11 protein-coding genes are annotated in these 14,720 nt (G+C 54.7%); 1 reads left to right on the top strand and 10 read right to left on the bottom strand.

The genetic code is table 11. The features are described 5' to 3' along the window. Positions 1-20: 20 nt before the first annotated feature. Complete coding sequence (locus RIN49_RS09395) at positions 21-896, bottom strand: helix-turn-helix domain-containing protein (protein WP_309119914.1); 876 nt, start codon at positions 894-896, stop codon at positions 21-23. Positions 897-1,048: 152 nt separating this feature from the next. Here RIN49_RS09395 and RIN49_RS09390 point away from each other — a divergent pair, with 152 nt between their 5' ends. Continuing rightward, positions 1,049-2,569, top strand: a complete 1,521-nt coding sequence (locus RIN49_RS09390) for a sulfatase family protein (RefSeq protein ID WP_309119913.1) — start codon at positions 1,049-1,051, stop codon at positions 2,567-2,569. Between the two features lie 48 nt (positions 2,570-2,617). On the opposite strand, the gene RIN49_RS09385 is transcribed toward RIN49_RS09390, so the two are convergent. From RIN49_RS09385 to RIN49_RS09345, 9 genes are all read right to left on the bottom strand, one after another. Further along, entirely contained in the window at positions 2,618-4,279 is a 1,662-nt protein-coding gene (locus RIN49_RS09385; RefSeq protein WP_309119912.1) for a type 2 periplasmic-binding domain-containing protein, read from the bottom strand. A gap of 39 nt (positions 4,280-4,318) precedes the next feature. Then, complete coding sequence (locus tag RIN49_RS09380) at positions 4,319-5,215, bottom strand: carbohydrate ABC transporter permease (RefSeq protein WP_309119911.1); 897 nt, start codon at positions 5,213-5,215, stop codon at positions 4,319-4,321. A gap of 19 nt (positions 5,216-5,234) precedes the next feature. Then, positions 5,235-6,185: an ABC transporter permease gene (locus tag RIN49_RS09375; RefSeq protein ID WP_309120060.1), complete on the bottom strand. Its 951-nt coding sequence runs from the start codon at positions 6,183-6,185 to the stop codon at positions 5,235-5,237. Positions 6,186-6,317: 132 nt separating this feature from the next. Beyond that, the gene (locus RIN49_RS09370; RefSeq protein WP_309119910.1) at positions 6,318-8,558 is read right to left on the bottom strand and encodes a helix-turn-helix domain-containing protein; all 2,241 of its coding nucleotides are present in this window, start codon (positions 8,556-8,558) and stop codon (positions 6,318-6,320) included. Between the two features lie 78 nt (positions 8,559-8,636). Continuing rightward, positions 8,637-10,022, bottom strand: a complete 1,386-nt coding sequence (locus RIN49_RS09365; RefSeq protein ID WP_309119909.1) for a sulfatase family protein — start codon at positions 10,020-10,022, stop codon at positions 8,637-8,639. Positions 10,023-10,137: 115 nt separating this feature from the next. Beyond that, positions 10,138-10,779, bottom strand: a complete 642-nt coding sequence (locus tag RIN49_RS09360) for a helix-turn-helix transcriptional regulator (protein WP_309119908.1) — start codon at positions 10,777-10,779, stop codon at positions 10,138-10,140. Positions 10,780-11,090: 311 nt separating this feature from the next. Then, positions 11,091-12,725 (bottom strand): ABC transporter substrate-binding protein, encoded by a 1,635-nt coding sequence (locus RIN49_RS09355; RefSeq protein ID WP_309119907.1) that lies wholly within the window; start codon positions 12,723-12,725, stop codon positions 11,091-11,093. A gap of 33 nt (positions 12,726-12,758) precedes the next feature. Then, a complete protein-coding gene (locus RIN49_RS09350; protein WP_309119906.1) occupies positions 12,759-13,652 on the bottom strand; it encodes a carbohydrate ABC transporter permease in 894 nt (297 codons plus the stop codon). A gap of 13 nt (positions 13,653-13,665) precedes the next feature. Further along, a complete protein-coding gene (locus RIN49_RS09345) occupies positions 13,666-14,550 on the bottom strand; it encodes an ABC transporter permease (protein ID WP_238392320.1) in 885 nt (294 codons plus the stop codon). Positions 14,551-14,720: the final 170 nt, after the last annotated feature.

The raw sequence follows: 14,720 nt of genomic DNA, 5'->3' as shown, positions 1-14,720 counted from the left end.
ATGATAACGCACCTTCATCTTCAGACGGAACCCTTGCCGCCTCGGAAGGAGTCGCGCGCCCGGGACGGCGGGCAGCCGTAGTACTGCGCGAAAGCGCGGGTAAACGAAGCTGCGTCGGAATAGCCTAAGCTTAGCCCGATATCGAGGACGGAACGGGAGGTTTCCTGCAGCAATCGAAGCGCCTGATCCATACGCAGCTTACGCAAAAACTCGGAAGGGGGTACCCCGACGCGTTCGGTAAACAGCTTGGAGAAATGCGTTCGGTGGATCCCCGCATGATCGGCCGCATGCCGTACCCCGATCGGTTCGCCGTAATGGGTTCTCATATATTCAAGACTAACGGTTATCCAATCCTTGGAACTGTCGTCGGCTGAAGCGGCTTCCCCCGGTCGTTCCGCGAGTTGATCGAACAGCCGGTATAATAAGCTGCAACGCATTAATTTGGCGCGGCGGCTTCTTTCATTGCCGGATTGCAAGAGCTGCTGCAGGGTGAGCAGTACCTCGAGGGTCAGTTTTTTCCTTACATAAGGAGCGCTCGGGCGAATGGGGATCATCTCCAGAAGCGGCGAAGCCATCGCGCCTTCGAAGGCGACCCACGTCATTTCCAAAGGGGACCCGCAGTCTATCCTTCGATAGGTATACGTTTGCTGCGGGAATAAACAGAAGATATCGCCATCCGACAAATTCGCTTTGGCGCTGCCGTAATCGAGTTCAACCGTCCCCCTCCTCACAAAATGCAAACTATAATACCGAACGGTTCTAGGACCGGAATGGTACCCCGGCTTCGCTCGATTTCGCCCAAGCCGAATGGCTTCGATTCCGGACTTCGCATCAAATTCATCTGGGACAAAGTAATAATTTTCTGCGAATTCCTGCGGATGTTCCTCCAGCGCCATAACGTCTCCCCCTAGATTCACGTAAAACAAGCCTATCAAACATCCTACAAAATGCAAAGAACGAACGACCGACGATCATTGTAAGGGGAACGGTTTCGCCCCTATAATCCATAGTGAGAGCAGTAAGTTATGGATTCGGAGGGATCGGCCCGGTGCAAAGGAAGAAGCCGAACATCTTATTGATTACGAGCGACCAGCAGCATTGGAATACCATTGGAGCGTTCCACCCGGAAATTTCCACGCCCCATTTGGACAGGCTCGTTCGGGAAGGGACGACGTTCGGAAGGGCGTACTGTCCGAACCCGACTTGCACGCCGACGCGAGCCTCGATCGTCACAGGAATGTATCCGAGTCAGCATGGAGCTTGGACGTTAGGCACGAAGCTGGACGAAGCGCGGACGACCGTCGGCGATCTGCTGCACAGCGGCGGCAACTACCGGACGGCCCTCATCGGGAAAGCCCATTTCCACCCGATCGGTTCTACAGAGGAATATGCTTCGCTGGAAGGAAGAGACAAGCTTCACGATTTTGAATTTTGGAAAACGTTCAGCGGCCCCTATTACGGCTTCGAGCGCGCGGAGATGGCGCGCAACCATGCCAACGAGTGGTTGGTCGGGCAGCACTACGCGCTGTGGATGGAGGCCAAAGGCTGCGCGAACTGGAAAGATTACTTTACCGCGCCGACAGGAACGATGGATCCCAAAGCGAAGTTCCACTGGCCGATTCCGGAGGAATACCATTACAACACCTGGATCGCGGAACGAACCTCCGAGCTGCTCGAAGAGTACCAAAAAGAGGACGACCCTTTCTTTCTGTGGGCGAGCTTTCCGGATCCGCACCCGCCTTATCTCGTTCCGGAGCCTTGGGCCGACATGTACGACCCCGATGCGATACCCATCCCGAAAGGAACGCCCGGCGAACACGATGCCAACCCTCCCCATTTCGGCTTGACGCAGCGGCGCGACCCGGATTTCTCGGCATACAAGGAAACAGGGTTCGGAATTCACGGGTATCATTCCCACCTCCTGTACTCCGAGGAAGAACATAAGAAAGCAGTGGCGGTGTATTACGGAATGGTCAGCTTCATGGACAAAGCCATCGGCATGATCCTCGATAAGCTGTCGGAACTAGGATTAGATAACGATACCCTGGTCGTCTTTACGACCGATCACGGCCACTTGTTCGGTCAGCACGGACTGCAGGCCAAGGGCGGTTTTCATTACGAGGACTTGCTCCGCGTTCCGTTCATCGTCAAATACCCCGGCGTCGTCCCGGCCGGACGCGTGTCCGATGCCATGCAGTCGCTTGTCGATCTAGCGCCGACGTTCCTATCGTTCGCAGGCTTGCCGATCCCCGGCGCCATGACGGGGGTGGACCAATCGAAGGTATGGATGCAGTCGGAGGAACAAGCGCGCGATCACGTCATCTGCGAATTCCGCCATGAGCCGACGACGATTCATCAGAAGACCTACGTCAATCGCCGGTATAAGCTTACCGTGTATTACAACCGGATGTACGGAGAGCTGTTCGACTTGGAGGAGGATCCGGGGGAAGTTCGAAATCTATGGCACGATAAGGACTATAAGGAACTGAAGATGGAGCTCCTCATGAAATATGTGTGGGCGGAGCTTGGGAAAGAACCGATGCCGATGCCCCGCGTCTCTCACGCTTAACAGAAAGGAACAAGCCTCCTAGCTTTAAACTAGGAGGCTTGTTTCTAATTATTGAGACTGGAAGCGGTCGTACGTTTGTTGATAAATTTGCAGAAACTCCTCGAGCCCGCTCTTTTGCAATTGGGCCAGATAGCTGTCCCACTCCGCATCGATGTTGCCGTCGATCATCCATTGCGCTTGTTTCTTCTTCACGAATTCGGTAATGTCGGTATCCAGAATGCTCAAGCGATCCGAATCCTCGATCGTAAAGAACATCCCCGCCGGCAAGGTGTATTTTTTCATGTAAGACTGGTAGATGTCGAGATATTCCAGCCGCGTTTTGATTTTATCGGCAAGCTCGATTTTCTTATAGGTGTCCTCCGGAATCGAGCCTGCGCCGCCGAAGCAAGGGGACTCCGTGCAGCGGAAATCGTCGTAGCTCATGCCTTCCGGCGTCGGCAGGAATTCGTAGAAGTCGCCGTCCGTTTCCTTGAAATTATGTCCTACAGGTCCGAACAACCATTCGATCGAGTGACGCTCCTCGTAGATGGCGTCGATCCAGCGCATGGACTCTACCGGATGCTCATTGTTGGACGTAATCGAGAACCCGGCCTTCGAGACGGCCAGCTTCTCATACATGTTAACGATCTGATGTCCCTCCGGACCTTTGAGCGGAGCGATCGGCACGTAATGTTTCGCGTGATCCGGTCCTACTACATTTTCTGCGTTGTAACCTGTGAACGCGCCGTACACCGGACCGTCGGTACCGCGGCCTTTGGAGAAATAGACGTTCCTGTCATGCGTGAACGCTTCGGGATCGATGAGTCCCTGGGAATAGAGCGTATGGAAGTACTTCGTAGCTTCCTTGAACTCCGGCGTGGCGGCAATGTAGGAAACTTTGTCGTCTTGCACCATAAGGTGAGAGGCGTTATCGGGCAGGCCGAACGAGCCGTACAGTCCGAAGATGCCGTTCAAACCGTTGCCGTAAAGAAAGCTGAACGGAAGCTCATCGATCTTGCCGTTGCCGTTCAGGTCCTGTCCCTTGAACGCTTGCAGCATTCGTTCGAATTCCGCCGTCGTCGTCGGGACGGAGAGCTGAAGCTGATCAAGCCACGTTTTGTTGACGAACAGCACCTCGCCGAGCTCGTTGGCGCCTTCCGTAATGACGGTCGGAATCGAGTAGATGTGACCGTCCGGCGCAGTCACCATTTTTTTGACGTCAGGATATATTTCGAACATCTTCTTCACGTTCGGCGCGTGCTGCTCGATCAGATCTTCCAGCGGAACGAGCATGCCTTGCGAACCGTATTTCAAAATATCGGAGTCGCTCAAGCTGGATCTTCCGAAGAAAGCATCCGGCAAATCCCCGCTGGCGAACATCAGATTCTTTTTCTCCTGGTACCCTTGGTCCACGGCTTCCCATTCGATATGGATGTTCGTGAGCGCCTCCATCGCTTGCACGACTTTTAATTCCTCCGTAGCCTTCTTCTGCTGCGGGGTTTTGGCCATAACAAGCTTCAAAATCAAAGGAGTATCGACGATCGGATAGCCGCCCGCGTCGGACGGCGCCTCGGAAGTCGCCGAACCCTCGGCAGGCTTGCTTTCGGACGAATTCTCCTCCGAAACCTCCTCCGAAGCGCCTTGGGTGCCGCATCCGCTTACCACCAGCATAATGGCCAAAGAGACCAACATGAGAAGTCGAACCCAATTTCGCATAGGTGTTGCGACCATTCGGATTTCCCCTTTCTTCTTTTCCCGATGAATAATGGATTATCCCTTTAAAGAGCCGATCATGACCCCTTTGACGAAAAACCGCTGTAAGAAGGGATAAAGCGCAAGTACGGGCAAGCTCGAAACGATAATGACCCCATACTTCATGATATCTACGACTCTTAGCATGCCGCCGTCTTCGCCCGCGCCCGCCAGGCTGGTATCCTCCGGCGCTTCGTTGACGATCAGAATTTCGCGCAGCACCAGCTGCAGCGTATAGAGCTCCCGGTCCCGCAAATAGATCAGGGCGGGGAAATAGCTGTTCCAGAGCGAGACGGCGCTGAACAACGCCAGTACCGCAACGATCGGCATCGACAGCGGAAGCACGATCTTGAAGAAAAACCGCGTGATCGAGCAACCGTCCATCTCCGCCGCTTCTTGCAGCTCCTTCGGAATCGTCATCTGGAAGAAGGTGCGGGCGATGATGACGTTATATGCGGACACCGCGCTCGGAATAATTTGAGACCACATCGTGTTGGTCATGTCTAAATTTTTCACGAGCAAATAAGTAGGAATGAGTCCGCCCCCGAAAAACATCGTAAAGACGATCAAAAACATAAACCCATTCCGCCCGACGAGGTCGGAGCGCGACAGCGCATACGCGCCCGTCAGCGTGAGCGCGACGTTCAACGATGCGCCGAGCGACGTGTAGAGCAGCGTATTTTTATAACCGATCCAAATTTGTTCTTCCATGAAGATGCGCCGATACCCTTCGAGCGTGACCCCTTGGGGCAGCAGCCACACCCCTCCGGTATTCACGGCGTCCGGATCGCTGATGGAGGAAATCACGACGATGTATAACGGATACAGAACGGCCAACATGATGATGGTCATGAGCGTGTAATTTAACGTATCGAACATGCGGTCGAAACGGCTTCGACGGTTCGTGGCATTCATCCTGAACTTCCTTTCCGGATTACCAGAGACTGGTCTGCTTCGACCGCTTGGCCAACTCGTTGAAGCTGACGAGCAGAATGAAATTGATGACCGCGTTGAATAAGCCTACTGCGGCGCTGTAGCTGTATTGAGCGTTGAGCAGTCCCGATTTGTACACATACGTTTGGATCACTTCCGAAGCATCCAAATTTAGCGCGTTCTGCATCAAGTACACCTTCTCGAAGCCGACGGACATAAAGCTGCCGATATTCAAAATGAAGAGAATCATTACCGTCGGCAGGATGGACGGCAGATCGATGTGCCAGATGCGCTGATATTTGTTGGCCCCGTCCATAATGGCCGCTTCATGCAGCTCGGGGCTGACGCCCGTAAGCGCGGCCAAATAGATGACCATGGACCAGCCGGCATTCTGCCAAAGCCCCGAGAAGACGAAGATCGTCTTGAACCACTCCGGACGGGCCATGAAGTATACGGGCTCTCCTCCGAATAATCGAATCAACTCGTTGAGAAGTCCGCTCCTCGGCGAAAGAAACGCGAACAGCATGCCTACGATGACGACGGCCGAAATGAAATGGGGCGCGTACGTGATCGTTTGAATCCACTTTTTGAACCGAACGTTTTGGATCTGATTGAGCAAGAGCGCCATGATGATCGGGATGGGGAACGTTACCGCCAATTCATACAGATTAAGCAAGATCGTATTTTTCAACACAAGGGTAAATTGCGGCGAGTGAAAGAAACGTTCAAAGTGCTCCAGACCGACCCATGGACTTCCCCAGATCCCTTTCACGGCGATGAAATTTTTGAATGCGATCTGCAAGCCGTACAGCGGTCCATAGTGGAAAATAAGAAAGTATACCAGCGTAGGCAGCAAAAACAGGTACAGCTCATACGTCTTCAGTAACCGCTTCCATATCGATGCGGATCGAACCGGTTTCGTCATCGTCGGTTCGCGTCGGTTTCGGATCATCTCCATTTCCGTTGACACCTCCCCTCTTTTTTGGTTTCGCGGATATCCGCCTCAAGCAACTTAACTGTAGCTAGAACGGCGGGCGAGGGTAAATATGCGGATCGTACAACCGATAAGCGAATCGTATAACGCCTATGGAGAGGCCGTGTCGTCCCTCCCAAGGCTAAGCTTGCGGAATTCTCCGGGCGTGATATCCGCCTGCTGCTTGAACTTGCGGATAAAGCTTGAAACATCGTAATAGCCGATCTGCTCCACGATCTCTTTCAGGCGGAGATCGCTGTTCGACAGCAGGCGTTTCGCCCGCTCCAACCGGTAATAATCCAAATAATCCATGATGGTTTGTCCCGTAAGCTTCTTGAACGAAGCGAACAGGGAGGATCGGGAGAGCGAGAAGTGCTCCGCCATCCGCTCCACGGAAAACGCGTGATCATGGTAATGTTCTTGGATGTAGGCAATCCACGCTTCCGCGGATCCCCCGCCCGGAGCCGCTTCCGTCGATTCCTTGATCTGCAGGCAAATATCGCGGACCAATGACGCTAAATCGTGTATCGTATCGAATTTGGCCAGCGCGAACGCATCCGGGTAGCGAATGTGCGCGGATTGGGACAATCTGAGCCGGTCTTGCGTTTTGATCATGCAGCCGAAGATGTCGTAACAGATGCAGCGAGCGATATGAAGCGGAAGGGGACGCTCCTCCATGTAAAGCTGGAGCTTAAGTAAGATGGATTCCACCTTGGCGGAATCCCCTTGCCGCATCGATTGGGCCAGCAGCTCCATCTCCTCTTTGGGATACCAGGAAGCCGATTGGTTCTCGGCCTGGATCCCCCCGTAGGTAATCAGGGTGTTATGACCTTTGATCAGCTTGTAATCCAGGGCGGTTGCAGCCTCGATATACGATTTGCCGATTTGATGGATCTCCTCGTACAGACCCCCGACGCCGATCGTCACTTTCCCGGAGCAACGTTCCATCAGCTCCTGATGAAGGCGAAGCAGCCGCTCCTGGAGCGCAGGTGTCTCCTCCGGCGCTATCGCGCAGATGACGATGCCCTTGCCTTCGTCCATCGTATCGATTTGATAACATTCGAAGTGCTCCCGATACATCTTTTCCAGACCTCTCGAATCGGATGACGCCGGCAACCCATCGACCAAAGCGACGAAGAAGAGCGATTTGGAAAACGCAATGCCGATCTCGCCGCCCTCGGCGTTGCAAGCGCGAACATCGGCGACTTGTCCTCTCAACAGCTTGAGAAGCAAATAGTTGCGCGCCGCCTCCTTGTTGCTGTCCAATTTTTGCTTAAGCAGCTGGCGGTCCTCGGCCATATGTCCGATCTTTTCCTTGGCTTCCTGCACATTGCGAACGGCCTCTCCCCACTGCTTGCTAATGAAAGACAGCAGTTGATGGACCGGATTATAATTCAGGCGCATGAGCAAATAAATAAGAGCGCATCCGATACAAAGCACGATCAAGACGGAAACGACAAATAACGTTTGGATGTGTTTCGTTTTATGCAAGAAGACCTCTTCGGGAAGCAGGGTCGCGTACGTCCAGTTCGTGTGCTGCAACTTGACGGTGGAGATCACGTACGAATCGTCGTTGTCGAGCGTCGCGACCGTCATTCCGCCCGATGCGATCTTTCGGATGTTCGCTTGAAACTTCGGGCTTTCCAGATATGCTTCGTGCCGCAGCGCCGTAATAATCTGTCCGTCCTGATTGACGATGACGGAATTTCCATTCTGTTCTTTCAGCGCGCCTTCCAATAACTTGTTTACGGAAGCTTCCTCTACGAGGAACAGGAGCACGCCATACGGAGAAGGGCTGTTGTAGGGAATGGGCACAAGGTAGGTTAACACGCGGCCGGAAGCGAGTTCGTTGGATTCAAGCGGTTCGGCGCTTACGAACGTAGGCTTGTTCAGGCTGCGCAGGTGTACCATGAAATCTTCGGATGACCAATTGCCGTATTGGCGGAAAGGTTCGGCGAACAATTCGACGGGGTACGTCGTATCGGCGGAGTAAAAATAATCGCTGCCCTTGGCGTAATACACGAATTGCCGAACGAACGGGCTGGCGTTCATATCCCGTAACGTCTCCATCGCATCCAAAGCGCGGAACATCGATTGGTTCAATCGCTGAGGGGAGAGCTCGGATCGGGCCGAAAGCTTGATGGCGATGTCGTTCATCTCGTTGAATTCGGCGGTCATCGCCGCGCTTGCCTGTTCAAGGACGTGCCGATGGCTGATCGTCACCTCTTCTTGCAAGATGCCGACGAATTGTCGATAGACGAGGAGGCCGATGACCAAGATCGGAATGAGCAGAAGAACGACATAAGAAAGCAAATACCGATAGAACAATGACGAAATAGGTTTCCTAGGCAAAGGCTTCCTTCCTTCCCATTAGCGTGCCGTTCGCGCGAAGCGGCCGATCCCCCCTGAGAAGGGGGGATCGGCTTTCATCTATGGTTTCGGGGCGTATTCCTTCGCATGGTAAGGCCCGCCCTCGTTCATGACCGTCCATAACGGGTCCGTGTCGCAAGACATCGAAGACATCATGTCGTCATGCCATTGCTGATAGTAGTAGACCGCTTGCCGACATATTTCCGGATGCGTCTCGGCCAAGTTGCATTGCTCATGCGGATCTTGCTTCAGGTTGAAGAGCATTTCCTTGGGAAAGCCGTGGTGACCGTCATGATAGGTTCGGATATACAACCAGTCGTCGAAGCGAACGCTGCGCTGCGCCACATGCGCGCACTGCGAGAGCACCAGATAAGGTCTCCCCGCCCCGGCTCCGCTCTCGACCGATTCCGCGTAGCTTTGGCCGTCCCAGCCGCTCGGCGCCTCCGCGCCTAGCATCCCGGCGATCGTCGGGGCGAGGTCAAGCTGGTAGTGCAGCCCTTCGTCGACGATTCCCTCTTGCTTGCCGGGCCAGCGTATAATCATCGGAATGCGGCAGGTCGCTTGATCCGCCGTCCCATGCTCCGAATAGATCCCTAACTCCCCCATGCTTTCCCCGTGGTCGCTGCTGATCAGGATGACTGTATCGTCAAGGACTCCCTGCTCTTCCAGGCAGCGCAGCAAGCGGCCGATATGCTCGTCCACGTAACGGATCGCCGTGTCGTAGTTGTCCACGATGACTCGCAGATCGTCGTGCTCCCTCATCGTCTTGCCATGCCGAGGGTACCGGTGATAATGGGTTTTCGCCAAGCTGTTCATATCGCCCAAGCTATGTTGGCCATCTTTACGCATATGCTCCTCGAATACCTCTTCCGAAAGCCAGGCGGGCAGCGGGTCGTTCTCGAACCGATTGCCGTACTCCGAAGGAACCCGGTAAGGCGTATGCGGATCCCAGTAATTTACGTGCAAGTACCAATGGTCCGAAGCGGCGTTGGATTGCATCCATCGGAGGACGGAAGGCGTCACCTCTTCGGCGCTCTCCATGCCCCGCTTGCCGATATTATGCACTTCGTTGAAGCCGGCATAGAACGTCCAAGCGGCATGCCGTTCGGCGAACGTGCTGATCAGCGCCGTATGAAGTCCTTGCTTGCGCAGGAAGGCCGGCAAGCTCTGGTGAGACAAGCGATCGCTGAACGTTCGCCCCGGGCCTTCATGGCGGTAATCGCCCGCGGTTCCGCCGTGCCCGACGAGCCCGCTATGAATGCCGAAGCGTCCGGAAAGCAGCGCCGTTCGGGAAGGAGCGCAAGGTGCGTCCGAGGTGTAATAATTTTCAAATCGAACGCCCTTCTGCGCGAGTCGGTCGATATTGGGGGACGTATCGCGGTGGTAGCCGTAACAGCCAAGATGGTCGGGTCTTAAGGAATCGATGTCGAGATATAAGAGTCTCATCGTCGTCTTGTCTCCTTCTTTGGGATATACATCCAAAGATAAGATGGCGACTCGATTCCTTCAATGTACGCGGAAAACCTCTTCCTTGTATTTTCGATACTTTTTCGCGGGACGCTCAATGTTTCGCTTGCTCTACTTTTTTGCGGAACACGCCCGGCGTAATTTTATAGGCTTGCTGAAAGACGCGGTTGAAATAGGAGGCATCATAAAAACCGCATTCCTCAGCGATATATTCGATCGTATACGACGGATTCTCCAGCATTTGCACCGCGCGTTTCATCCGCAGCCGATGCAACATGCTCATCGGCGTAATGCCGTATGTCTTTTGGAAGATTCGGCTGAAGTAGACCGGATTGAGGAGAGCGATGCTTGCCAGCTTTTCGCGGGTAATTTTCGTCTTCAAATTTTTCTCGATATACGGAATGACCTGCGAGAGGCGGTCCGTCGCCGAAGGATCCGCAGGGTCCGGCGTTGCCTTCAATATGCGTACGCTTTCAACAATCTCGTTCAGCAGTTGGAAGGCCAGCATCGTGGATTGCATGTCCCGCAGTCCGTCCGCCGGGCGGTTCCACACCGTCTTGAGCTGCAGGAACGTCTGCTGGAATCGGATCGGGTCGAGCAGCGTTACGACTTTCGGCATCGGATGCAATTGGAAAAAGTCGACCTGGTCCATGACGCTTAGCGCCAGGTTGATATACATATGCGTCCCCGGTTGATCGGCATATACCGCGAACGGGATCCCGGGACGATGGACCATGACGTCTCCCGATTGGGCATAATGCGTGATGCCTCCCGAGGTGATCCGCACCGATCCCTTGGATTTGGAAATGAAAGAAAACGAAAGGAAAGGCTGGGCCTCTTGTTCCAAACGGTGACTCTCGTAAGAGAAATCATTGACTTGAAAAAGAGAGAATCGTATCTGTTCATGAACGCCGATCGACATGAAAGCGCGCCGCCTTTCGAAAAAGCTTTCCCCTATCATATCACGATCGATCGTTCCGGCACGATAGATGCGGGAAGGGGCTGCCTCCCGCAGCGATGAATCGCTGAGGAGGCAGCCCCTTCCGCTTATTTCGGTAACGCGTCGTAAGCTTTCTGATAGATGGCAAGGTATTGCTCCAGGCCTAAGCCGTCGAGCCCCTTCACGTAGGCGTCCCAATCGGTGTCGAGATTTCGGTTGCCGGTGACGAACAACGCCAGATGCTCCTGGATGTAGTCGTTAATCGTCGTGCGCAGGCGGTTGGACTCTTGCGCGTCCGCCGGATCCATGAAGATGTTCAGCGGGTACACCTCGGCCGGCTTATGCGGCTCATATAACTGCGTCGCGAGGAACAAGCGCTTCTCGTATCCATCGATCGAGAATTGGTCCTCCGGCGTCGCGAACGATTCGCGGAACTCGCTCGTGCGGACGGACGGGCCGAGCTGATCCCAAGACACGTTCCAGGTCGTGACCGTGGAGAACTCCTTCACGTTCGTATATTTTGCCGGGCGGCCGTGGAAATCCAGCTCGCCCGCCTCCGAAGGTCTCCAATAATCGCCTTCCGGACCGAAGACGGAGAAAATCGTCGCCTCCTCGGTCGCCATCAGATCGGCCAGCTTGATCGCCGCGATGCGCTGCTCTTCACTCGCCTTATTCGTGATCGCGAATTGGCCTCTTCCGATCGACGGATAATAGGCGGCCAGCTGCGTGCCGTCCGGCCCTTTGAGCGGCGGAACGACGTGGTAATCGGCGTGGTTGTTGTCTTCGAGCAGCTGAACGCCCATCGCGACGTGCCCGGCGGCGTAGGCGCCAAGGATCGGGGCATTCGCGTTGTTGGCGATCTGCTTCAACGCGTCCTCGTCCTGCGTGAAGGCGGCCGGATCGATCAACCCATCCGCGTACAGCTTGTTCAGGTAGCGGAGCCCTTCGCGCCATTGCTCCTTGTTCGCCGCGATGTCGACCTTCCCGTTCTCGAGCGTGAAGTAATCCTCCGAATTGTTGTAGATGAAGGCGTTCATGAGGAAGCCGTCGATATTGCCATGCCACGAATTTTGAAACCCGCTGAGCGGAATTTCGTCGGCCACCCCGTTGCCGTTCGGGTCTTTCTCCTTGAACGCCTTCAATACTTGGTAAAACTCGTCCGTCGTCGTCGGCATCGACATGCCGACCGCCTCCAGCCAAGCGGCGTTGATCCACATTTTCTGAGAAAACATGCAGTGGTAGCATTCGTTCACTTGAGGCAAAGCGTAAATGTTACCGTCCGGCGCCGTAATTTCGCTCGTGTATTCTTCGATCATATTCATGGTGTTCTTAATATTCGGACCGTACTGCTCGATCAAGTCGTTCAGCGGGATCAATACGCCTTGCTGGCCGTACTTCAGCTGTTCTTCCTTCGTCAGGTCGCCGTGAATGAACACCTCGGGATAATCGCCGCTGGCCAGCAACAGCTGCTTCCGTTCGTTCGCGCCTTCAGATGGAGCCAGCACCCACTTAATGTCGATCCCGACCTTCTCCTCCACGTACTTGGTGAATAAGTTCGTGTCCATGTTTTCGATCCGGACCAGCTGCGGAGCGAAGGCGGAGAAGGAGACGACGCCTTGCGTCCCTTCGCCTTGTCCGGCGCCTTCCCCCTCTCCACCGCCGCCGTTCCCTCCGCCCATGCACCCGGCGATCAGCGACAGAACCATTGCCGCGCAAATCGTGACCGTCCATCTTCTTTTCATCGTCGCAACTCCCTTCGTCATCTGTACCGCCCTCTACCCTTTGATCGAGCCGATCATAATGCCTTGTACGAAATATTTCTGGACGAACGGATAGATCGCCAAGATCGGCGCGCTCGCCACCACGATCAAGGAAAACTTCAGCAGATCCTTCAGCCCTTGCCGGGCCAGCATCTCGGAGGCGTCCTTCATCGCCGTCGTATCCACGGAATTCAGAATCAAAATGTTCCGAAGCACGATCTGCAGCGGAAACAGGTCGGCCGTCTTGAGGAAAATCAAGGCGTCGAAATACGAATTCCAATGCATGACCGCATACATGAGCACCAACACGGCGATGATCGGCTTGGAGAGCGGAACGACGACCCTCCAGATGAAGCCGATATTGCTGCAGCCGTCGAGCTCCGCCGCTTCCGTAAGCTCTTCGGGAATGGTCGTGTGGAAGAACGTTCTCGCGATAATGACTTGCCATACCGCCAGCGCCTGCGGAAGGAGCATCGCCCAACGCGTGTCGAGAATGCCCAAGCTCTTGATCGTAAGGTAATACGGAATCAGCCCGCCTTCGAACAGCATCGTCGCCACGAGAATCATCATGATCGCCTGGCGTCCATAGAAGTTCCGCTTCGATAACGGATAGGCCAGCATAATCGTGAGCGCGACATTCATCATCGTTCCAAAAAAGGTGTAAAACGCCGAATTCATATACCCGACGATGACCTGATGATGCTCGAATACCGTCTTGTATCCGAGAAGCGTAGGTTCGACCGGCAGCAGCCACACCCTGCCCTCGATGACCGCCTGCGGCGCGCTGAACGAGGCGCTGACGATATAGAGCAGCGGGTAGAACACCGCTAGTCCGATCAAGGCGAGAAAGACGTATATGCCGTATAGAAATAAGCGATCTCCGAACGATTCTCTAATCGATCCGTGCAAGGGTCCCCCTCCTCTACCATAGACTGCTGTCGGACACCTTGCGCGCCAACGCGTTGACCAAGACGAGCAGCAGCAGATTGACCACGGAATTGAACAGCCCCACGGCGGACGAGAAGCTGAAATTCGCGCCGAGCAGCCCGATCTTGTAGACGAAGGTCGGAATGACCTCCGACGTGCTCAGGTTGAGCGGGTTTTGCATGAGGTAGATTTTCTCGAAGCCGACGCGCATGAGCTGACCGACATTCAGGATGAGCAGGATGACGGCGGCGGGCAGCAGCCCGGGAATGTCGATATGAATCATTTTCTGAAACCGCGACGCGCCGTCGACTCTGGCCGCTTCGTACAGCTGCGGATTGACGCCGGCCAACGCCGCCAAGTAGATGACCGCCCCGTATCCGGTCTGCTGCCATACCTCCGACCACACGTAGATCGACTTGAAGTACCCGGGCTCTCCCATGAAGTTGATCTCCGGGAAGCCGAACCACGTAATGATATGGTTGACGAAGCCGAGCTTCGGAGACAGAAACAAGATAATCATCGAAACCATGACGACCGTAGAGATGAAGTAGGGGGCGAACGTCACCATCTGCACGCTCTTCTTGAACGCGCCGACCCGCAGCTCGTTCAGCGCCAGCGCAAGCAGGATCGGCGCCGGAAAGCCGACGCATAGGGCGTACAAGCTGATCCCAAGCGTATTCCACATCAGCTTCGAGAAATTCGGAGACGTAAAGAAATCCTCGAAATGCTTGAAGCCCACCCAAGGACTGCCCAAGATGCCCTGCACGACGTTAAATTCTTTGAACGCGATCAGCGCGCCGTACATCGGTACGTATTTGAAAATCGCGATGTACAGCAGCGGGAGCACAATGACGAAATACAAGTCCCAGTTTCGTTTCATTTTCTTCGCGGGCAGCCATTCCCTCCGCACCGACGGCCGCGGCTTCGGCCGAGGTGTTACCGCTTTCAGATTCACGAATCCCGATCCCCCCATTCGGATGATTGTTCGACGGTCTTATCGTAAGCCGAGTCGGCGGGGAATCCAACTCTCACTATTCCGACACGGGGCGA

Source organism: Paenibacillus sp. (assembly GCF_031177825.1).
Taxonomy (GTDB): domain Bacteria; phylum Bacillota; class Bacilli; order Paenibacillales; family YIM-B00363; genus Paenibacillus_AE.
Note: the sequence above shows the minus strand (reverse complement) of the source record. Positions and strands in the feature narration are given on the sequence as shown.